Origin of the sequence: Promicromonospora sp. NPDC050249, from assembly GCF_040656015.1 — a bacterium.
In the GTDB taxonomy this organism is placed as follows: domain Bacteria; phylum Actinomycetota; class Actinomycetes; order Actinomycetales; family Cellulomonadaceae; genus Promicromonospora.
This window is the reverse complement of record NZ_JBFAKY010000026.1, coordinates 14,199-33,092: the sequence shown is the minus strand read 5'-3', so window position 1 is coordinate 33,092 and position 18,894 is coordinate 14,199. Positions and strand designations below refer to the sequence as shown.

Annotated in this window: 20 protein-coding genes; 16 read left to right on the top strand and 4 right to left on the bottom strand. The window is 72.8% G+C overall.

The features are described 5' to 3' along the window. Positions 1 to 260 precede the first annotated feature (260 nt). Positions 261 to 1,979: a 2-isopropylmalate synthase gene (gene leuA, locus AB0I32_RS20025; protein ID WP_357509264.1), complete on the top strand. Its 1,719-nt coding sequence runs from the start codon at positions 261 to 263 to the stop codon at positions 1,977 to 1,979. Between the two features lie 63 nt (positions 1,980 to 2,042). On the opposite strand, the gene AB0I32_RS20020 is transcribed toward leuA, so the two are convergent. Continuing rightward, the gene (locus AB0I32_RS20020; RefSeq protein WP_357509171.1) at positions 2,043 to 2,696 is read right to left on the bottom strand and encodes a hypothetical protein; all 654 of its coding nucleotides are present in this window, start codon (positions 2,694 to 2,696) and stop codon (positions 2,043 to 2,045) included. A gap of 117 nt (positions 2,697 to 2,813) precedes the next feature. Between AB0I32_RS20020 and AB0I32_RS20015 the strand changes: the two genes are divergently transcribed. Further along, the gene (locus AB0I32_RS20015; protein WP_357509169.1) at positions 2,814 to 3,608 is read left to right on the top strand and encodes a DUF3626 domain-containing protein; all 795 of its coding nucleotides are present in this window, start codon (positions 2,814 to 2,816) and stop codon (positions 3,606 to 3,608) included. On the opposite strand, the gene AB0I32_RS20010 is transcribed toward AB0I32_RS20015, so the two are convergent. The 3 genes from AB0I32_RS20010 to AB0I32_RS20000 are packed head-to-tail and all read right to left on the bottom strand — an operon-like array spanning position 3,593 to position 5,460. Then, a complete protein-coding gene (locus tag AB0I32_RS20010; RefSeq protein WP_357509167.1) occupies positions 3,593 to 4,108 on the bottom strand; it encodes an SRPBCC family protein in 516 nt (171 codons plus the stop codon). The two genes, AB0I32_RS20015 and AB0I32_RS20010, sit on opposite strands and share 16 nt — an antisense overlap. Further along, positions 4,105 to 4,518 carry a metalloregulator ArsR/SmtB family transcription factor gene (locus tag AB0I32_RS20005; protein ID WP_357509165.1) on the bottom strand — a complete coding sequence of 138 codons (414 nt, stop codon included), beginning with the start codon at positions 4,516 to 4,518 and terminating at the stop codon, positions 4,105 to 4,107. Before AB0I32_RS20005 ends, AB0I32_RS20010 begins: the two co-directional genes overlap by 4 nt. Positions 4,519 to 4,545: 27 nt before the next feature. Next, positions 4,546 to 5,460: a DMT family transporter gene (locus tag AB0I32_RS20000; RefSeq protein WP_357509162.1), complete on the bottom strand. Its 915-nt coding sequence runs from the start codon at positions 5,458 to 5,460 to the stop codon at positions 4,546 to 4,548. Between the two features lie 72 nt (positions 5,461 to 5,532). On the opposite strand from AB0I32_RS20000, the gene AB0I32_RS19995 reads away from it, so the two are divergent. The 14 genes from AB0I32_RS19995 (at position 5,533) to AB0I32_RS19930 (ending at position 18,886) form a co-directional block, all read left to right on the top strand. Then, on the top strand, positions 5,533 to 6,123 hold the full coding sequence (locus AB0I32_RS19995) for a helix-turn-helix domain-containing protein (RefSeq protein ID WP_357509160.1): 591 nt from the start codon (positions 5,533 to 5,535) through the stop codon (positions 6,121 to 6,123). Between the two features lie 85 nt (positions 6,124 to 6,208). Next, on the top strand, positions 6,209 to 7,819 hold the full coding sequence (locus AB0I32_RS19990; RefSeq protein ID WP_357509158.1) for an FAD-dependent monooxygenase: 1,611 nt from the start codon (positions 6,209 to 6,211) through the stop codon (positions 7,817 to 7,819). Next, positions 7,816 to 8,439, top strand: a complete 624-nt coding sequence (locus tag AB0I32_RS19985; RefSeq protein WP_357509156.1) for a TetR/AcrR family transcriptional regulator — start codon at positions 7,816 to 7,818, stop codon at positions 8,437 to 8,439. Before AB0I32_RS19990 ends, AB0I32_RS19985 begins: the two co-directional genes overlap by 4 nt. Positions 8,440 to 8,459: 20 nt before the next feature. Beyond that, positions 8,460 to 9,584 carry an acetamidase/formamidase family protein gene (locus AB0I32_RS19980; protein ID WP_357509154.1) on the top strand — a complete coding sequence of 375 codons (1,125 nt, stop codon included), beginning with the start codon at positions 8,460 to 8,462 and terminating at the stop codon, positions 9,582 to 9,584. A 150-nt stretch (positions 9,585 to 9,734) separates the two neighbouring features. After that, positions 9,735 to 10,922: an amidase family protein gene (locus tag AB0I32_RS19975; RefSeq protein ID WP_357509152.1), complete on the top strand. Its 1,188-nt coding sequence runs from the start codon at positions 9,735 to 9,737 to the stop codon at positions 10,920 to 10,922. Between the two features lie 19 nt (positions 10,923 to 10,941). Next, positions 10,942 to 11,406 carry a DUF4383 domain-containing protein gene (locus tag AB0I32_RS19970; protein ID WP_357509150.1) on the top strand — a complete coding sequence of 155 codons (465 nt, stop codon included), beginning with the start codon at positions 10,942 to 10,944 and terminating at the stop codon, positions 11,404 to 11,406. A gap of 70 nt (positions 11,407 to 11,476) precedes the next feature. Further along, positions 11,477 to 12,244 carry a metallophosphoesterase family protein gene (locus tag AB0I32_RS19965; RefSeq protein ID WP_357509148.1) on the top strand — a complete coding sequence of 256 codons (768 nt, stop codon included), beginning with the start codon at positions 11,477 to 11,479 and terminating at the stop codon, positions 12,242 to 12,244. 77 nt (positions 12,245 to 12,321) lie between these two features. Continuing rightward, positions 12,322 to 12,840, top strand: a complete 519-nt coding sequence (gene uraD, locus AB0I32_RS19960; RefSeq protein ID WP_357509146.1) for a 2-oxo-4-hydroxy-4-carboxy-5-ureidoimidazoline decarboxylase — start codon at positions 12,322 to 12,324, stop codon at positions 12,838 to 12,840. Then, positions 12,837 to 13,130 (top strand): hydroxyisourate hydrolase, encoded by a 294-nt coding sequence (locus AB0I32_RS19955; protein WP_357509144.1) that lies wholly within the window; start codon positions 12,837 to 12,839, stop codon positions 13,128 to 13,130. Before uraD ends, AB0I32_RS19955 begins: the two co-directional genes overlap by 4 nt. Continuing rightward, positions 13,131 to 14,081: a factor-independent urate hydroxylase gene (gene pucL, locus AB0I32_RS19950; protein ID WP_357509142.1), complete on the top strand. Its 951-nt coding sequence runs from the start codon at positions 13,131 to 13,133 to the stop codon at positions 14,079 to 14,081. Further along, a complete protein-coding gene (allB, locus tag AB0I32_RS19945) occupies positions 14,078 to 15,496 on the top strand; it encodes an allantoinase AllB (protein ID WP_357509140.1) in 1,419 nt (472 codons plus the stop codon). Before pucL ends, allB begins: the two co-directional genes overlap by 4 nt. Next, positions 15,493 to 16,788 (top strand): alanine--glyoxylate aminotransferase family protein, encoded by a 1,296-nt coding sequence (locus AB0I32_RS19940; RefSeq protein ID WP_357509138.1) that lies wholly within the window; start codon positions 15,493 to 15,495, stop codon positions 16,786 to 16,788. Before allB ends, AB0I32_RS19940 begins: the two co-directional genes overlap by 4 nt. Then, positions 16,785 to 18,056 (top strand): allantoate amidohydrolase, encoded by a 1,272-nt coding sequence (locus AB0I32_RS19935; RefSeq protein WP_357509136.1) that lies wholly within the window; start codon positions 16,785 to 16,787, stop codon positions 18,054 to 18,056. Before AB0I32_RS19940 ends, AB0I32_RS19935 begins: the two co-directional genes overlap by 4 nt. Further along, entirely contained in the window at positions 18,053 to 18,886 is an 834-nt protein-coding gene (locus AB0I32_RS19930; RefSeq protein WP_357509134.1) for a MurR/RpiR family transcriptional regulator, read from the top strand. Before AB0I32_RS19935 ends, AB0I32_RS19930 begins: the two co-directional genes overlap by 4 nt. Positions 18,887 to 18,894: the final 8 nt, after the last annotated feature.

Here is an 18,894-nt window from a genome sequence, read left to right as displayed (position 1 = left end):
GTGCTGGGTGGCCGAAGTCACCTCCGGGGGTACAGTGACCGCGTGCGCATGACGGTGATCCTCCTCCTTCGCTGCCGCGACGAGGCCTAGACAGGTCGGTCCCTCGTCGCGGAGGCTTGGTGTGCCGGCCAACCTCACCGAGCGAAGGACACATGATGGAGAACAGCATCACCGCCACCACCCCCGGCGGAGTTCACGACATAGCAGTGCACGGCGCAGCGGGCGGAATCATCGAAGACAACCCGCAGCAGACCTCTGGCATGCCGATCCAGAAGTACCTCCCGTTCCACGAGCAGATCACCGTGGACATCCCCGACCGCACCTGGCCCACCAAGCGCATCGAGAAGGCTCCGCGCTGGTGCGCGGTCGACCTGCGTGACGGCAACCAGGCCCTCATCGAGCCGATGAACCCGGAGCGCAAGCTCCGCATGTTCGAGCTGCTGGTCTCCATGGGCTACAAGGAGATCGAGGTCGGGTTCCCCTCGGCGAGCCAGACCGACTACGACTTCGTCCGCAAGCTGATCGACGAGAACCGGATTCCCGACGACGTCGTGATCCAGGTCCTGACGCAGGCGCGCGCCCACCTGATCGAGCGCACGTACGAGGCGATCACCGGCGCGAAGCAGGCGATCGTGCACCTGTACAACTCGACGTCCGTGCTGCAGCGCGAGGTCGTGTTCCGGTCCGACCAGGACGGCATCGTGAGCATCGCGCTGGACGGCGCCAAGCTGTGCCGCAAGCTCGAGGAGACCGTCCCGGACACGCGGATCTACTACGAGTACTCGCCCGAGTCGTACACGGGCACGGAGCTCGAGTTCGCCGTGCGCATCTGCAACGAGGTCATCGAGGTCTTCGAGCCGACGCCGGAGCGCAAGGTCATCATCAACCTGCCCGCGACCGTCGAGATGGCCACGCCCAACGTCTACGCCGACTCGATCGAGTGGATGAGCAGGCACCTGAACCACCGCGAGAACGTCATCCTGTCGCTGCACCCGCACAACGACCGCGGCACCGCCGTCGCCGCGGCCGAGCTGGGCTACCTGGCCGGTGCCGACCGCATCGAGGGCTGCCTGTTCGGCAACGGCGAGCGCACCGGCAACGTCGACCTGGTGACCCTGGGCCTGAACCTGTTCTCCCAGGGCATCGACCCGCAGATCGACTTCCACGACATCGACGAGATCCGTCGGACCGTGGAGCACTGCAACCAGATGCCCGTCCACGAGCGGCACCCGTACGTGGGCGACCTGGTGTTCACGGCGTTCTCCGGCTCGCACCAGGACGCCATCAAGAAGGGCTTCGAGCACATGGCCGGCCGCGCGGAGGCCGCGGGGGTCACGGTCGACGAGCTGCACTGGGGCGTGCCGTACCTGCCGATCGACCCGCGCGACGTCGGCCGCTCGTACGAGGCGGTGATCCGGGTCAACTCGCAGTCCGGCAAGGGCGGTGTGTCCTACCTGCTCAAGAGCGAGCACAAGCTGGACCTGCCGCGACGCCTGCAGATCGAGTTCTCCCACGCGGTGCAGAAGGTGACCGACGCGCAGGGCACCGAGGTGACCGGCGCGGACATCTGGCGCATCTTCACGGACGAGTACCTGCCGGTCGAGGAAGGCAACCCGGCGGGCCTGCAGCACTGGGGCCGGCTCGAGCTGCGCGGCACGCGTGCCGTGTCGGTGGAGGGTGAGCAGGACACGCTCGAGGTCGACGTGCTGGACCGCGGGCAGGAGCTGACCCTGACCGGCACCGGCAACGGGCCCATCGACGCGTTCGTGAACGCGATCGCGCAGGTCGGCGTCAAGGTACGGGTGCTGGACTACGTCGAGCACGCGCTGTCCGAGGGCGGCGACGCCAGCGCCGCCGCCTACGTCGAGTGCGCGGTGGGCGATGACGTCCTGTGGGGCGTCGGGATCGACCCGTCGATCACGCTCTCGTCCCTGAAGGCGATCGTCTCGGCGGTCAACCGGGCGGAACGAACGGCCTGACCAACCCGTTGAGTGCTGGGTGTCTGCGGTGTTTCCGGCCCAGGAAGCGGAGATACCCAGCACTCAACGGAGCTTGGTGTAGGTGGCCTCGAAGCCGTCGGCCTGCTCCGTGTAGGTCGTCTCGTCGCAGGTGTACCGCAGCGGCTGGGTCCGGCCGTTGGGGTGGTAGGGGCCGCTCTCCTCGCCGACCTCGATGGTGACCGAGATATCCCTGAAGTCGGAGCCCTCGGTCGTCAGCACGCCGTCGTCGCTGGTCGAGACGATGTACGACGCCGTGCCGCGCCAGGTCTGGGTGATCTCCCCGACGGAGGACCCGGCGCGGATGGGCTCGGCGTCGTCGTAGTCGACCAGCTGGGTCCCGTCGGCGCTGAACTCCGTGACGCGGCCCTCGAAGCCGGCGAACTTGACGGTGGCTCGGGCGGTGTTGGCTCGGGTGGTGGCGGCTCGGGCGACGGCTCCGACGGCTCCGACGGCGGCACGATCCCGGTGGTCAACCCGGGCGGCGGCTTCGATCTCGGTGGGCTCCTTCCTGTCGGGCCGATCGGGGAGCTGCCGGGCGCGCTCGCGCAGACCGGTGGCCAGGTCGGCGCAGCGGTCGGCGCAGGACTCGCGCTCACGGCCGCGGGAGCCGCGCTGATCCGCGCTCGGCGCAGGATTCTCGAGGTCCAGGGCTGACCTGGCCGGGTCACCGGGTGCCGAGAGATCGGTCAGTTGCACACTGCTTGAGATGACTTCGGTCGGTTGCTTCGAGATCGGTCGTTCAATGGACCGATCTCGAAGCAACCGACCGAACTCGAACCACGACGGAGGCAACCGACCGGGTAGCCTCCGGGCATGGAGTGGCCGGTCACCATCAACTTCCATCCGGACCGACTCGTCGCCGACGGGAGCGAGACCCTGATCGAACGTCTCGCGCACGACCGCGTGTGGCGTTCCCAGTTCGAGACCGGCACCAGCAACGGCGGCCTCACGGCGTACGACGGCGGCGACCGGTGGCGCTGGGAGCGGCGCATGTTCGAGGGCCGGTACGACGACGGTCCGCCGCACGAGCGTCCGCGCTACGGGGCGCTGAACCACCGGGGCAGGGCAGCGGGCGGCGCCGTCCGGTTCGGCTCCGCCCACCTGCGGCTCCGCCCGCACGTACTGGCCCGCACCACCTTCTGCTACCCCGATTCCGTCATGGAGCCCGAGCGCTTCGCCGCCGTCGACCCGGAGCCGCTCATCGCACTGGCCGACGCCGACACGGCGGCCGGTGCCCACGACCTCCTCGACGACTACGTCGAGGCCCAGGTGCACGGTGCGATCGCTCTGCCCGGCGACGTCGCCGCGCTCGTGCTGGACCCCTGCTACCGCGATACGCCGGTGGCCGACGCCGCCCGCGGGCTCGGCGTCGACGTCGAGTGGCACCACGGGTTCCGCCTGCACGTGGACGAGCTGGCGACGCGGCCGGAGTTCCGCGGACCGGTGATCGTGGACGTGGCGCGTGCGGTCGCCGTCGGGCACACGCGCGACGGGTGGCTGGACGCGCGGGTGATCGGGGAGGCGGTGCTCACCGGCGACCACGACCCGCAGGACCTCAAGAAGGTCTGGCACCACGTGGCCCGCTGGGGGGACTACAGCGCGCGGTAGTGCTCCGACATCGCCGGGTAGTAGTCGACGAAGTCGATGGCGGCAGGGTCGCCGCCGGTCTCGGCGGCGACGAGCCGGTCCAGGTAGTACTCCCATCCGGGCCCCACGTTCTCGGCCATCGCTGGGTCGTCCATCGACTGCGCGAAGGTGAGCGTGGTGACACCGTCCTCCTCGGCCAGGTCGAGCTTCAGGTGCCAGGTCACGGGTACGTCCTCGCCGTACGTGCCCTGCGAGGTGAGCTCGAGCTGACGGGGAGCGTCGCACGTGTCGATCGTGTACTCCTCGGGTTCGACGTCGTCGCCCTCGTAGAGCATCTCGACAGCCACCTTTCCCGTCGCCGGATCGCCGGTCCAGCGACCGATCCAGCGGGCCAGGCGGTCCGGTTCGGTGACCGCCGCCCACACGTCGTCGATCGGGGCGCGGAACGTGCGGGTGAGCACGATGTAGCGGCCGTCGGGGCGCTGCTCCGTGCGGCCGGTGGCGGTGATGTCGGTGCTCATGCTGTCTCCTCGTCGATGTGCCCGATGTTCGTGTGCTCGGTGGTGGTGCTCGCTGCGTCCGGGGTCGCCCGGCGGTCCCGGCCGACGCGCCGCACCTCGAGCTCCAGACCGTCGAACGCCTGCTCGGCGATCGGCGGGGCAGGGGCCGGCGGCGCGGGCGCGAGCTCGGCGAGGAGTGCGGACACGGGTGCGAGCCCAGCCCGGTCGAGCCGGTAGTGCCGCTCCCGGCCGACGTCGTCGGCGGTCACGAGCCCTGCCGAGCCCAGGGCCCGCAGGTGCTTGCTGATGGCCGGGCGGCTGATCGGGTGGGCCGACGCCATGTCGACCACCCTCGCCGGCCCGGCCGCGAGCTGGCGCAGCAGCTCGCGACGGACGGGGTCCGCGAGGGCGGCGAAGGCATCCATGGTCATATTGGTAACCCTGGGGTTACCAATCTGTCAAGGGCGGGCGGCTGCCAGCGGGCGATCCTGGCGGGTCCGCTCGCGCTCAGGTGCGGGTCGGACGACGAGCACGCCCGCGAGGCTGATCGCGAACCCCACCACCGTGAGCAGCGGCAGACGCTCGCCGAACATGGCCCAGGCCCAGGCCGCGGAGACCGCCGGGGTGAGGTAGAGCCACGTGCTCACCGCGACCGGCCCGCGCGTGCGCTGCACGTACAGGTACATGCCGTAGCCGCCGAGGAACGCCAGGCCCACCAGCCAGGCGATCGCCAGCCAGAACGACGGGTCCGCCGGTGGCGCTGCCTGGCCGCTCGCGAACGCCACCACCGCGAAGAACGCGAGCGCCACGACTCCCTGCACGGCAAGGGAGTCCAGCACGTCGTGCTTCTCGTCGGGCGCCGGCCACAGGTCGCCGAGCACCGCGGCGGCCGAGAGCGAGAGCATGCCCGCCAGCGCCCAGAGGGCCCCTTCCGTGCCCGTCCCGGCGACGGCATCCGGGCCGACGGCGAGTGCGACCCCCGCGAAGCCGATCGCGAGGCCCACGGCCTGGCGGCGTCCGCCCTTCTTGCCGAACCGGGACAGGACGACGGCGACCAGGGCGGGCTGCAGCGAGGCGAGCAGGGCGGCCGTCCCGGCCGGCAGCCCTGCCTCGACCGCGCGGAACACGCCGTAGAGGTAGCCGGCCTGGCCGAGGGTGCCGAGAACCGCCTCGCGCCGGAGGTAGCTGAGCCCGTAGCGGCGGCGGAGTGCCAGTACCGCGACGAGCATCAGGGGTGCTGCGACGACGTAGCGCCACAGGAGCGTGGTCGTGGCAGGGGCGACGGGCGCCGCGAAGGTGGCGCCGACGAAGCCGGAGCTCCACAGCACGACGAGCAGGGCGGGGGCGAGGTGTCCCAGGAGACTCTTTCGCATGATCCCCAGGTAACCATACAGGTCGGTATACTCGCAGTGCACCCAGACCGCAGCCCGGACGGAGCGACCCGCATGCCGCGACGCAGCCCCAACCCGCACACGCCGGCCGGCGAGAGGATCCTCACCACGGCGGCCGACCTCTTCTACCACCGGGGGATCCGCGGCGTCGGCGTCGACCTGATCGCCGACCAGGCGGGGGTCACCAAGAAGACGCTCTACGACCGGTTCGGCTCCAAGGACGCCCTGGTGGCCGCCTATCTGACGCGCCGGCACGAGCGCTGGGTGACGTGGTTCGGCGAACGGCTCGCGGCGCGTCGCGCGGCCGGGTCCGCACGGGGTGTCGAGCAGGTGGTGGCCGCGCTGGAGCTCGCGGAGGAGTGGGCGCGGGAGAACGAGCGAGGCTGCGCGTTCGTCAACGCCCACGGTGAGATCGGCGGGTCCGAGCATCCCGGCAACGCGGTGATCCTCGCGGACAAGCTGTACATGCTCGGCGTGTTCACCGACCTGCTGCGCGACGCCGGACGCCCCGACGCGGAGGAGGTCGGCGCGCAGGTCCACCTGCTCTACGAGGGCGCGATGGTCGCGTACACGACACGGGCGCAGCCGAACGCGTTCGCCGCCGCCCGGGCCGCGGCGCGGGCACTGCTCGCGCCCGCCGGCTGAAGCGGTCACCCGGCGGGGGCTTCCGGCCGGGACCGTTTCGCGCTATTTTGTTAACGGTACCGGTCCGTTAATAAAAGGAGTAGCGATGGCAGTCGACGACGTCACCGATGTGCTCGTGGTCGGAGCCGGGCCCACCGGGCTCGCCCTGGCGTGCGGGCTCCGGCTGCAGGGGGTCGGCGTGCGCGTCATCGATCGCCTGCCCGCTCCGGCGACGACGTCGAGGGCCAACTTCGTGCACGTACGTGGGTCGGAGGTGCTCGCCCGGCTGGGCGCGCTCGGCGACCTGCCGCAGCGGTCCGTGCGGGCGATGCGGATCACCACCTACCTCGGCGACAGGCCGATGATGCGCATCCGGTTCGGTGACCCCGGCCTGCGGACCGCCGCGCCGCCGATGGTCGTCTCGCAGGCGCTCGTGGAGGGCGAGCTGCGGCGGCGTCTGGCGGAGCTCGGCGTGACCCCCGAGTGGGGCGTGTCCCTCACGGCTCTCACGCAGGACGACGACACCGTCGCGGCGGAGCTCGACGACGGGCGGACCGTGCGCACGCGGTGGCTCGTCGGCTGCGACGGCACGGCCAGTGCGGTGCGGAAGGCAGTCGGCATCAACGCCCCGGGTGTGCGCCTGAGCGAGCGGTTCCTGCTCGCGGACCTGCATCTGGACTGGGACATGGACCGGACAGGGACCTCCGGCTGGGTGCACCCGACGGGGATGCTCGGTGCCATGCCGATGCCCGACGACGAGGGCCGGGGTGACCTCTGGCGGCTGATCGCGTACGACCCTGCGAGCGCGGAGCTGGAGCAGACGGCGGATACGTCGGTGGCCGGAACGACGGGCGCGCCGCGGGCCGCCGACGCCTACGGCCGGCGCAGCCGCCTGACCGAGGAGCAGATCCTGGACCGGCTCCGCGCGATCCTGCCCGAGCGCACCGGCCGCGACGTGCGAGTCCTGGACAGCGAGTGGCTGTCCGAGTTCACCATCCATCGCCGGCTGGCCGACCGGTACCGGCGCGGCCGCGTCCTCATCGCGGGCGACGCCGCGCACGCGCACGCGCCGTTCGGCGGGCAGGGCATGCTGACCGGCCTCGGCGACGCCGAGAACCTGGCGTGGAAGCTGGCTCTCGTCGCGCGCGGCCGGGCCTCCGCCACGCTGCTCGACACCTACGAGGCGGAACGGCGTCCGTTGGCCACCGACGTGCTGCGCGGCACCGCCAACGTGACCCGGGTCAACGTGGCGCGCAGCCCCGTCGGGCGGTTCATGCGGGACCACGTGCTGATCCGGCTCTTCAACCAGCCGTGGGTCCAGCGCTGGGTCACGTTCACGACCTCCCAGCTCTGGGTGAGCTACCGGTCCGGGCCCCTGGGCGTCGGCCGGGCCGAGCGGGTGGCGGCCCGGCTCGGTCGGCGGATCTGTGTCGGTGACCGGGTGCCGAACCTCGACTGCACCCGGCGCGACGGGACACCCACCCGGCTCTACGCGGAGCTCGGCGGGCGCTGGGCGCTGTTCGTGCCGCCGTCGGGCACTGCGAAGGCCGAGCCGAGTGCCGAGCCCGGCGACCAGCCGACGCGGCTCACCCGGACGGACGGCGTCGCCGAGGCCTGGCTCGTGCGGCCGGACGGGCACCTGGCCTGGCGCGGGGCCGACCCGGCGTCGGCCACGCCATGGCTCGCCGACCTGCTGCGCACCGGGCGGACCCGGTGAGCGCCGCCGAGGTGTCGCGCGGCCGGGGGCGGCCGCGGGACCCCCGCACCGACGAGGCGATCCTGCGCGCGGCGCTGGAGCTGTTCACCGAGCACGGCCACGCGGGGACCAGCATCGAGGCGATCGCGCGGCGGGCCGGCGTCGGCAAGCTCACCGTGTACCGGCGCTGGGGGAGCAAGGACGAGCTCATCGCGGCGGCCGTGGAGTCGGCCCGGGGCGAAATACCGAACCCCGGCACGGACGACCTCGACGGCATGTCGTACGCCGAGATCTCCCAGGTGATCGTCGACGCGCTGCCGGTCAGTGCGCGGACCCTCACCGAGCCCGGCTACCGCGCGATGCTCGCCCAGGTCTTCGGCTCCAGCGTCACGCACCCGGGGCTCATGGCGGCCTTCTGGCAGAACCACATCCTGCCCAGACGCCGCACCGCGCACCTCGCGCTGTCGCGCGCCGTCGAGGAGGGGGTGCTGCCGCCGGAGACGGACATCGAGGCGCTCATCGACATGACGGTCGGGGCCGTCCTCTACCGTCTCCTGCGCTCCGACCCGCCCGACGCCGACGAGCTGCTGCAGTACCTGCGCGCCGTCTACGGACAGGCGGGGATGATCCCGCGGCAGTGACCGGTGGATACAGTCACCCCGTGCACCAGCAGACCATCCTCCAGCCCGGCAGCCACGTCCCTGACGGGGCCACCTACCTGCCCACCTCTGTCGAGACCGCCTACTGGGGCCGCCTGCCCTGCGCGGCGGACCGCGCGGTCCTGTCGGTGGACCCCGGGCAGGAGGTGGTCGTCGACACCCTCTCCCACGAGGGCATCCTCGAGGACCAGGGTGGCGACCCGCTCGCGTACTTCGCGGAGCGTGGCGTCGCCGAGAACACGGTCCTGGCCGACGCCGTCGAGCTGGCGGGCGCCCGCCGCTCCCTCCTGGGCGACCGGGTGCCCGGGCTGCCGGGGGTGCCCGGCGCGCACGGCGGCCACGTCGTGACCGGGCCGATAGAGGTCCGCGGCGCCCGGCCCGGCGACCTGCTCGCGATCCGCGTGCTGGCCACCGAACCCCGCGTCCCGTACGGGGTGATCTCCAACCGGCACGGCCGCGGGGCCCTGCCGGACGAGTACCCGGCCGGAGGCGCGGACAGCGTCAGTGTCTTCGCCGAGGTGGACTCCTGGTCCGACGGCGCGGGGCGCGGGAGCCTCCCGCTCTTCGAGGGGTCCGACCGGGCGGTGGGCTTCGACCTGCACCCGTTCCTCGGCATCATGGGCGTCGCCGCCGCGGGGGACGAACGGCCGCACTCGGTGCCGCCCGGCCCGTTCGGCGGCAACATCGACATCAACCTCCTGGGCGCCGGGTCCACGCTCTATCTGCCGGTCCAGGCGGCGGGGGCGCTCGCCTACGTGGGCGACCCGCACTTCGCGCAGGGGGACGGCGAGGTGGCGCTCACCGCCTTCGAGGCGTCGCTGCGGGTGCGGCTGGGCTTCGACCTGATCCCGGCGTCGGACGCCGTCGCGACGTTCGGGGAGCTGGCCGGACCGCTCGCCGAGACCGCCGAGTTCCTGGTCCCGACGGGTCTGGACCGCGACCTCGACGTCGCCGTGCAGAACTGCGTACGGGCCGCGATCGCGCTGCTGGAGGTCCGGTACGGGATGTCGCCCGCGCACGCCTACGCGTATCTGTCGGCGGCGACGGACTTCGACATCTCGCAGGTCGTCGACGTCGTCAAGGGCGTGCACGCGAAGATCCGCAAGGCGGACTTCCTGCCGCGATGAGCGGGCGTGGTGGAGGTCCGCTTCCACCAAGCGTCTGGGCGTGGTTCTCGGCTCGAGAGCATGCACAACGCCTTGGTCGAAGCGGACCTCCACCCCTGTTCTGTTCCATCCCGGCTCTGTCTTGCAGCGTCCGGCTGGCAGCATGTGCGCATGGCTCTCGATCCCAGCGTGTGGCGTGTCCGGCCCGAGCCCGGCCCGCTGACGGCACCGACCGGCTCCGGCGTGCTCGACGGCGAGACCGCGGCCGTCAAGGACCTGTTCGCCGTCGCCGGGCAGCGGGTCGGCGCCGGGAACCCGGCCTGGCTCGCGGCGGCACCCGTCGCGGAGGGGCACGCGGTCGCGGTCGCGCGGCTGCTCGACGCCGGGGCGGCGCTCACCGGGATAGCGCAGACCGAGGAGTTCGCCTACTCCCTGACCGGCGCGAACGCCCACTACGGCACGCCGCCCAACCCGCGGGCACCTGGGCGCATCAGCGGCGGCTCGACGTCGGGCCCCGCCACCGCCGTGGCCTCGGGCCAGGCGAGCATCGCGCTCGGGACCGACACCGGCGGGTCCGTCCGGGTACCCGCCGCCTACCAGGGGCTGTGGGGGATCCGCCCGACGCACGGCGCGGTGCCCGACGGCGGGCTGCTGCCGCTCGCGCCGTCGTTCGACACGGTCGGCTGGCTCACGCGCGACGCCGCCACGTTGGCCCGGGTGGGCGACGTGCTGCTCCCCGACGACACGGCGGCCCTGCCGGACCCGGCCCCCCTCGTGCTGAGCGACGCCCTGCTCGCCCTGGCCGCGCCGGAGGTGCGCGAAGCCGTCGGGCAGCTCGCGCGAGCTGCCGGGGCGCGGGCCATCGACTGGGCGCCCGAGCCTGCCTGGCTCACCGCGTTCCAGACCCTCCAGGCGGCAGAGGCGTGGGCCGTCCACGGCGGCTGGCTCGAAGGCCGGATGGACACGCTCGGGCCGGCGGTGCGCGGGCGGTTCGAGCGGGCGCGTGCCATCGGCGCGGCGGACGCGGACGCGGACGCGGCGCGGACCGCCGTCGGACAGGCAAGGGCGCAGATCCGGGAGCGGCTCGGGGAGCGGGTGCTCGTGCTGCCGTCGACGGCGACCGTGGCACCCCGGCCTGAGGAGGCCGAGGCGGCGCGCGAAGCGACGATGCTGCTGACCTGCATCGCGGGGATCGGCGGGCTGCCCGCCGTCTCGGTGCCGGTCACGACTGCGTCAGGACTGCCGGCGGGCGCGTGCCTCGTAGGACCGGCCGGGTCGGACCGGTCGCTGCTGAAGCTGGCGGGCCGCACCGGAGTGCGAGTGGTCCCGGACGGCGTGACCGTGGAAAACACGGCATGAGTCGGACGGGAGAAGGATCATGGCCTACCCCACAGCAGCTCGGATCGCCCGGGGCCCCCATCAGTGGCTCGCCCTCATCGTCGGCATCGTCTACCTGCTGGTCGGTGCGGCCGGCTTCGCGGTGACCGGCCTCAGCGGATTCATGGAGCACGACGACAGCCGGACGCTCCTGGGCTTCGCCATCAACCCGCTGCACAACGTCGTGCACGTGGTCATCGGGATCCTGGGCATCAGCCTCTGGGCCTGGTCCGGCAGCGCCCGCCTCTTCGGCTGGCTCCTGCTGCTCGGCTACGGCGCGGCATTCGTCTACGGCCTGTTCGCCGTCGACGACCCGGAGATCAACTACCTCAACATCAACGAGGCCGACAACTGGCTCCACCTCGGCAGCGCCGTGCTCGGTCTGCTGATCGCGGTCTGGCCGTACCGCAGGCACGTGGTGGAGCAGCCCGGAACCTCGGAGTCCCTGCCGCGCGACGTGAGGTGATCGCGCGACACCCGGTCGGGCGTGCGCCGGTGGCCTCCTCCGGCGCATACCCGACCGCTAGCCTGCGCGGATGACCCGTATCGCTGTCCTCTCCGATGTCCACGGCAACACCCCGGCGCTCGCGGCGGTCCTCGCCGCCATCGACGCCGCGGGGGTGGACCTCGTGCTGAACCTCGGCGACATCATCTCCGGCGCCGTCGACCCGCGCGGGACACTGGACCTGCTCGCCACGCGGCCCGACATCGTGACCGTCCGCGGCAACCACGAACGCCAGGTGCTGACGCTGCCGTACGACGAGATGGGCACCGTCGACCGCATCGCCTCGGGCATCCTGGCCGACGCCGACCGCACGTGGCTCGGCTCGCTCCCGCTCACCGTCGAGCCGGTCCCCGGGGTGCTGGCCTTCCATGCGGTGCCGGACGACGACGCCACCTACCTGACCCAGACCGTCGTCGGGCCGACGGCGGAGTACCCGAGCGGTGTGCGCGAGGCGACCGACGACGAGCTGGTCGAACGCCTCGGGGCCGCCTACGGCACGCACGACCTCTACCTGTGCGGGCACACGCACCAGGCCCGCACCCGACCGCTGCCGGACGGGTCGCTGCTGGTCAACCCCGGCAGCGTGGGGTGGCCCGCCTACTCGGACGACGCCCCGCTCCCGCACCGGGTCGAGGTCGGCGCGCCGGAGGCCCGGTACGCGATCCTGTCCGACGCGGCGGACGGGTGGGCGGCCCAGCTGCTCGCCGTCCCGTACGACCACGAGGCCGCGGCGGCGTCGGCGGACCGGCTGGGCCAGCCGGAGCTCGCCCACATGCTGCGGACGGGCCGGCTCGCCTGACCCAGAACCGGTAAAGTTTTACCCGGCTGAAACGCGCGTCTCACCGCGGGGGACAGTTTGAAACTAAGTTTGTCCTCGTGGACCTCACGACCTTCAACGCCCTGCCCGCCGCCGACGCCGCTGCGACGGTCCGCCCGTGCGCCGACATCGGCTCCTGGGTCGACGACGTGGTGGCCGGCCGCCCCTACCGGTGCCGGGACTCGCTCCTGCTGCGCGCGATGCGGGCCGCCGCCGAGTGGACGGCCGCCGACGTCGACGCGGCGCTCGCGCATCACCCCCGCATCGGCGAACGTGCGTCGGGCGACAGCACCGAGGCACGGCTGTCCCGCACCGAGCAGCCGACGGCGGCCGAGGCGACAGCCGCCCGGATCGCCGCGGGCAACGCCGCGTACGAGGCGAAGTTCGGCCGGATCTACCTGGTCCGGGCCGCGGGGCGCACGGCGGACGACATCCTCGCCAACCTGACCGAACGCCTCGGCAACGACCCGGCCGCCGAGGCCCTGGTGACCGCCGAGCAGCTGCGCCAGATCGCGCTGCTGCGCCTGGAGACGCTCATCGAGGAGCCGGCGGCGGAACCTGCGGAGGCGGCGTCGTGAGCACCGCTTCCACGCACGTGCTCGACGCCGCCCGCGGCCTCCCGGCCGGTGGGCTGGCGGTCACGCTCGACGGCCGCCAGGCCGTGACCGACGACGACGGCCGGATCAGCTGGGGCGAGGTCACGCCCGGGCGGCACGTCCTGACCTTCGCCGCCGGCGACTGGTTCGCGGCGCAGGACCGGGAGACGTTCTTCGGCCAGGTCGTGCTCGACGTCGTGCTCGGGCCGGACCACACGCACGTCGCCCTCCTGCTGAGCCCGTTCGCCTACACCACCTACCGGGGGAGCTGAATGTCGATAGTCCTGGGACCCAACCAGTACGGCAAGGCAGAGGTGCGGCTCGTGCGGGTCGACCGTGACACCGCACGGCACCGCATCACCGACCTCAGCGTCACCTCCCAGCTCCGCGGCGACTTCCGCGCCACGCACGAGTCCGGGGACAACACCGGCGTCGTCGCGACGGACACGCAGAAGAACACCGTGTACGCGTTCGCGCGGGACGGCGTCGGATCGCCGGAGACGTTCCTGCTGCGGCTCGCCCGGCACTTCCTCCAGGAGCCGCAGATCAGCGGCGGACGCTGGCTCGCGGAGCAGTACGGCTGGGAGCGCATCGCGGCGGGACCGCAGCCGGGTCCGGGCGGCGTCGTCGGCCACGACCACGCGTTCGTGCGGGGCGGTGCCGAGCGGAGGACGGCGCTGGTCCACGCCGACTCCGCCGGCCTGACCGTGCTCGCGGGGCTGCGCGACGTCACGGTGCTGAAGTCGACGGGCTCGGAGTTCGCGGGGTTCCCGCGCGACCGGTACACGACGCTGCCCGAGACGGAGGACCGGATCCTCGCGACCGACGTCAGCGGCTGGTGGCGGTACGAGCAGTCGTTCGTCGATACCGCAGGCCCCGAGGAGTACGACGAGCGGTTCGTGGCGGTCCGCTCGATCCTGCTGGCGACCTTCGCCGAGCTGCACTCCCTGGCCCTGCAGCAGACCGTGTACGCGATGGGCAGGGCGGTGCTGGAGGCGTTTCCCGACATCGCCGAGATCCGGCTCTCGTGCCCGAACAACCACCACTTCCTCGTCGACCTGGACCCGTTCGGCCTGGACAACCCCGGCGAGGTGTTCTTCGCCGCCGACCGGCCCTACGGGCTGATCGAGGCGGCCGTCCAGCGGTCGGAAGACGCCGCGGCCGGCTCCGGCGTATCGACAGCCGAGCATCCCGTCTGGTCCACGATCGGAGGATTCGTATGAGCGGCGACCCGCAGGGCAGCAGGAGCCTGGTCGTCGCGTCCGAGCGGGTCCTGGTGGAGGACGAGCTCCGGCCCGCGGTCCTGCGGATCGAGGGCGACCGGATCGACCAGGTCTGGTGGGGCACGTCCGACCCGGCCGCCGTCCTCAAGCCGGCCGACGACCTGTTCGGCGAGGTGCTCGGCGCCGTCCCCGCACCCCCGCCGCAGGTCGTCGAGCTCGGCGACAAGGTGGTGCTGCCCGGCGTCGTCGACACCCACGTGCACGTCAACGAGCCCGGCCGCACCGCATGGGAGGGGTTCGCCTCGGCGACCCGGGCCGCGGCGCTCGGCGGGATCACGACGATCGTCGACATGCCGCTCAACTCGCTCCCGCCGACCACCACCGTGCAGGCCCTGGAGACGAAGCGCGCCGCGGCCGAGGCCGTCCGCGCCCGCGGCGAGCTGCACTGCGACGTCGGCTTCTGGGGCGGCGCCGTCCCCGGCAACGCAGACGACCTCGAGCCGCTCTGGGACGCTGGGGTCTTCGGCTTCAAGTGCTTCCTCGCCGACTCGGGTGTGCCCGAGTTCCCGCCGCTCGCACCGGACGAGCTCCTGGACGCGGCGGACCGGATCGCGCGGTTCGGCGGACTGCTCATCGTGCACGCCGAGGATCCGGCGGCCCTCGCGGCCGCCCCGCACGGGGGTAGCCCCGCGTACGCGGACTTCCTGCTCTCACGCCCGGACGAGGCGGAGACGACGGCGATCGCCGGGCTGCTGGACGCCGTCCGCGAGACGGGTACGCGCACCCACGTGCTGCACCTGTCGTCGGCGCGGGCGCTCGACCTGATCGCCGAGGCCAAGGCCGAGGGCCTGCCGGTCACGGCCGAGACCTGCCACCACTACCTGGTCCTCGACGCCGAGCACATCCCCGACGGCGACGCGGCGTTCAAGTGCTGCCCGCCCATCCGGGACCGCGGCAACCAGGACGCGCTCTGGGAGGGCCTGCGCGCCGGGATCCTCGACTGCGTGGTCAGCGACCACTCGCCCGCCACCGCCGAGGAGAAGTACCGGGGCGCGGCGCCCGGCGAGGTCGACCTGCAGCAGGCGTGGGGCGGCATCTCGGGCCTGCAGGCCGGGTTCCTCGCCCTGGCGGACGCCGCCCGACGTCGCGGCGTCTCCCTCGCCGACGTCTCCCGCTGGACCTCGGCCAACACCGCCGCACTGGTGGGCCTGGACCGGGGCCCGCGTCCGAAGGGCGTGATCGCAGAGGGCGCCGCCGCCGACCTGATCGTCTACGACCCTGACGCGACGACAACCTTCCGCGCGGCCGACCTGGCACACAAGAACAAGATCAGCGCGTACGACGGCCTGACCGTCACCGGCGCCGTCGTCGAGCACTCATCGGCGTCCGGGGTGCTCTTGAGGAGGTCCGCATGAGGCAGATCCACCCGCCCGCCCGGCTGTTGATGGGACCAGGGCCCGTCGACGCCGACCCGCGCGTGCTGCGCGCCATGGCCGCGCCGCTCGTGGGCCAGTTCGACCCGTTCATGACCGACACGATGACCGAGGCCATGGCGCTGTGGCGCACCGTCTGGGACACCGCCAACGAGCAGACGTTCCTCGTGGACGGCACCTCGCGCGCCGGCATCGAGGCGGCACTGGTGTCCCTGCTGGAGCCGGGGGACCGCGTGCTGGTCCCGGTGTTCGGCAGGTTCGGGCACCTGCTCGCGGAGATCTGCGCGCGTGCAGGGGCCGAGGTGCACACCATCGAGACGGAGTGGGGAACGGTCTTCGACCCGGGGCAGATCGAGGACGCCGTCCGCCGCGTGCGGCCGCGCCTGCTCGCCGTCGTGCACGGCGACACCTCCACGACCATGGCGCAGCCGCTCGCCGAGCTGGGCCGGATCGCCCACGAGCACGACGCCCTGCTGTACGTCGACGCCACCGCCACGCTCGGCGGCAACCCGTTCCACACCGACGAGTGGGGCATCGACGCGGCGACTGCCGGGCTGCAGAAGTGCCTGGGCGGGCCGTCGGGCAGCGCGCCCGTGACGCTCTCGCCCGCGGCGGCCGCGGCGATCGACCGGCGCAAGCACGTCGAGGCGGGCATCCGCACGTCGGACGACGTCGCCCCGCACGGCGCCCCGATCGTGTCCAACTACCTCGACCTCGCCCAGATCATGGAGTACTGGGGCCCGCGTCGCCTCAACCACCACACCGAGGCCACCTCGATGCTGTACGCGGCCCGCGAGTGCGCGCGGCTGCTCAAGGACGAGGGCATGGCGGCGGCGGTGGACCGGCACGCACGGCACGGCGGCGCGATGCTGGCCGGGGTGCTCGGCCTAAGACTGGAGGTCTTCGGCGACGTCGGCCACAAGATGCACAACGTGGTCGCCGTGCGCATCCCCGACGCCGTGGACGGGGACGCCGTCCGCGGCGGGCTCCTCGACAACTTCGGGATCGAGATCGGCACGTCGTTCGGGCCGCTGCACGGCGTCGTCTGGCGGATCGGGACCATGGGCTTCAACGCTCGCCGGGACGCCGTCCTCACCACCCTCGCGGCCCTGGAGCACGAGCTGCGCCGCGCGGGCTTCGCCACCCCGCCGGGCGGCGGCGTCGCCGCCGCCCTCACGTCGTACGAGACCGAGCGAGAACGGGGTTATGTCCCGGTGGGCGCCAGAACCGAACACAACCCCGTTCTCGCCGATCAGCTGGAGGGGGGATCGTGAGCCCGATCGGAACGGCCGAGTGGGTCATGGAGCGGTGCGACGACCTGACGCGCCACTCGTCGCGCCCCGACGCGCTCGAACGTGTCTACCTGTCGCCCGAGCACTCCGCCGCCAACATGGCGGTCCGGGCCTGGATGCTCGACGCGGGCCTCGACACCGAGACCGACGCCGCGGGCAACCTCTGGGGCCGTCGCGCCGCCGACGGCACGCCCCAGCGGCCGGGCACCGCCGGCGAGCCGGCGCTCGTGCTGGGGTCACACCTCGACACCGTGCCCGACGCCGGACGGTACGACGGCATGCTCGGCGTCGTCCTCGCGATCGCCGTCGCGCACCGGCTGCGGGACGTCCCGCTCCCGTTCGCGCTGGAGGTCGTCGGGTTCTCCGACGAGGAGGGCACCCGGTTCGGCAAGGCGCTGCTGGGCAGCTGCGCGGCGTCGGGCCAGTGGGACCCCGCCTGGTGGGACCAGGCGGACGCCGACGGCGTGACCCTGCGCGAGGCGTTCCTGCAGTTCGGCCTGGCCCCCGACCGCGTGGGTGACGCCGCCCGCCGCCCCGAGGACCTCGTCGGCTACCTGGAGGCGCACATCGAGCAGGGACCGGTGCTGGAGTCCGCGGGCCTGCCGCTCGGGTACGTCACGTCCATCGCGGGGGCGCGGCGGTTCGTGCTCACGATCACCGGCGAGGCCCGGCACGCGGGCGGCACCCCCTTCAGCCGACGGCGGGACGCGCTGGTCGCCGCCGCGCACCTCGTCACCCGGATCGAGGAGCTGGCCAAGGCGACCGACTGCCTCGCCACCGTCGGCGACATCCGCGTGGAGCCCGGCGCCGTGAACGTGATCCCCGGCCTGGCGGAGCTCACGCTCGACCTGCGCGGCCGGACGGACAACGGACGCGACGCGCTGTGGGAGCAGATCTCGGCGGCCGGCCACGACATCGCGCTGGAGCGGGGTGTGAAGCTCGAGGTGGTCGAGACCCACCGGGCGCCGTCGACCGCCTGCGCCGCACGGATGCAGGCCGCGGTGGCGACGGGGATCGCGGAGGCGACCGGGGCGTCATTGGGCTCTGTGCTCGGGCTCTGGAGCCCCGCAGGGCACGACGGTATGGCGATGGACGCGGTGACCGACGTCGGCATGCTGTTCCTGCGCTGCCGCGACGGGATCAGCCACCACCCGGACGAGCACGTGGAGGCCGAGGACGTCGCCATCGCGCTCGACGCGTTCACCGAGGCGGTGCTCGCGCTGGCTCGCGACCACGAGGAGGCGCGATGAAGGCCGGGGCCACACCGCTCGAGGACCGGATAGCCGCCGGCTACCGCGACCTGTCGCCGCAGGAACGGCGGGCCGCCGACGCCCTGCTGGACCACCTCGGCGATCTCGGGACGTACCGGGCCACGGAGCTCGCCGCGCTCGCCGGCGTCTCGAAGGCGACGATGAGCAGGCTGTTCCGCAAGCTCGGCTACGAGGACTTCGAGGGGCTGCGCGAGCACCTCCGAGTCCAGCGCCGGCGCGGGCTGCCGATCGCCGTCGACCCGTCGCCTGGCCTGCGCGAGCGGCTGGAACAGGAGGTCAAGAACCTCGAGAAGGTCTACTCGACGCTCGACGACACGATGCTCGACGACGTCGCCGACGCGCTCGCCACCGCGCGCGACGTGGTGGTCGTCGGACGGCGCGGCTCGCTCGGGCCGGCCACCCAGCTGCGGCGGAACCTGATCCAGGTGCGCGGTCGGGTGCACCTCGCGCCGGGACCCGGCCAGTCGCTCGCCGACGACCTCGTCGGGCTCGGGCCCGAGGACGTGGTGGTCGTGGTCTCGATCCGCCGGCACGCGTTCAAGGTGGCGGCGATGGTCGAGGCCCTGCTGGCCGACGGCGTCCGGGTGCTCCTGCTCGCGGACGCCAGCCTCCGGCACCTCGCGAGCGCCGTGACCTGGTGGATCGAGTGCCCGATCACCACGGAGGGCGCCTTCGACTCGATGGTCGCGCCCGTGAGCGTGGTGGCGGTCCTGTCGGACCGGGTGCACGGTGCGCTCGACGGAGCGGCCGACCGCGTCGAGGCGATAGACGCCAGGTACGCCCTGCTGCGCGAGATCGACGAGAGCTGACCGGCGCC

Coding starts and splice junctions, on each gene's coding strand:
- leuA (WP_357509264.1), top strand. CDS start 261: ATGCCGATCCAGAAGTACCTCCCGTTCCACGAGCAGATCACCGTGGAC.
- AB0I32_RS20015 (WP_357509169.1), top strand. CDS start 2,814: ATGGAGTGGCCGGTCACCATCAACTTCCATCCGGACCGACTCGTCGCC.
- AB0I32_RS20010 (WP_357509167.1), bottom strand. CDS start 4,108: ATGAGCACCGACATCACCGCCACCGGCCGCACGGAGCAGCGCCCCGAC.
- AB0I32_RS20005 (WP_357509165.1), bottom strand. CDS start 4,518: ATGACCATGGATGCCTTCGCCGCCCTCGCGGACCCCGTCCGTCGCGAG.
- AB0I32_RS20000 (WP_357509162.1), bottom strand. CDS start 5,460: ATGCGAAAGAGTCTCCTGGGACACCTCGCCCCCGCCCTGCTCGTCGTG.
- AB0I32_RS19995 (WP_357509160.1), top strand. CDS start 5,533: ATGCCGCGACGCAGCCCCAACCCGCACACGCCGGCCGGCGAGAGGATC.
- AB0I32_RS19990 (WP_357509158.1), top strand. CDS start 6,209: ATGGCAGTCGACGACGTCACCGATGTGCTCGTGGTCGGAGCCGGGCCC.
- AB0I32_RS19975 (WP_357509152.1), top strand. CDS start 9,735: ATGGCTCTCGATCCCAGCGTGTGGCGTGTCCGGCCCGAGCCCGGCCCG.
- AB0I32_RS19970 (WP_357509150.1), top strand. CDS start 10,942: ATGGCCTACCCCACAGCAGCTCGGATCGCCCGGGGCCCCCATCAGTGG.
- AB0I32_RS19965 (WP_357509148.1), top strand. CDS start 11,477: ATGACCCGTATCGCTGTCCTCTCCGATGTCCACGGCAACACCCCGGCG.
- pucL (WP_357509142.1), top strand. CDS start 13,131: ATGTCGATAGTCCTGGGACCCAACCAGTACGGCAAGGCAGAGGTGCGG.
- allB (WP_357509140.1), top strand. CDS start 14,078: ATGAGCGGCGACCCGCAGGGCAGCAGGAGCCTGGTCGTCGCGTCCGAG.
- AB0I32_RS19940 (WP_357509138.1), top strand. CDS start 15,493: ATGAGGCAGATCCACCCGCCCGCCCGGCTGTTGATGGGACCAGGGCCC.
- AB0I32_RS19930 (WP_357509134.1), top strand. CDS start 18,053: ATGAAGGCCGGGGCCACACCGCTCGAGGACCGGATAGCCGCCGGCTAC.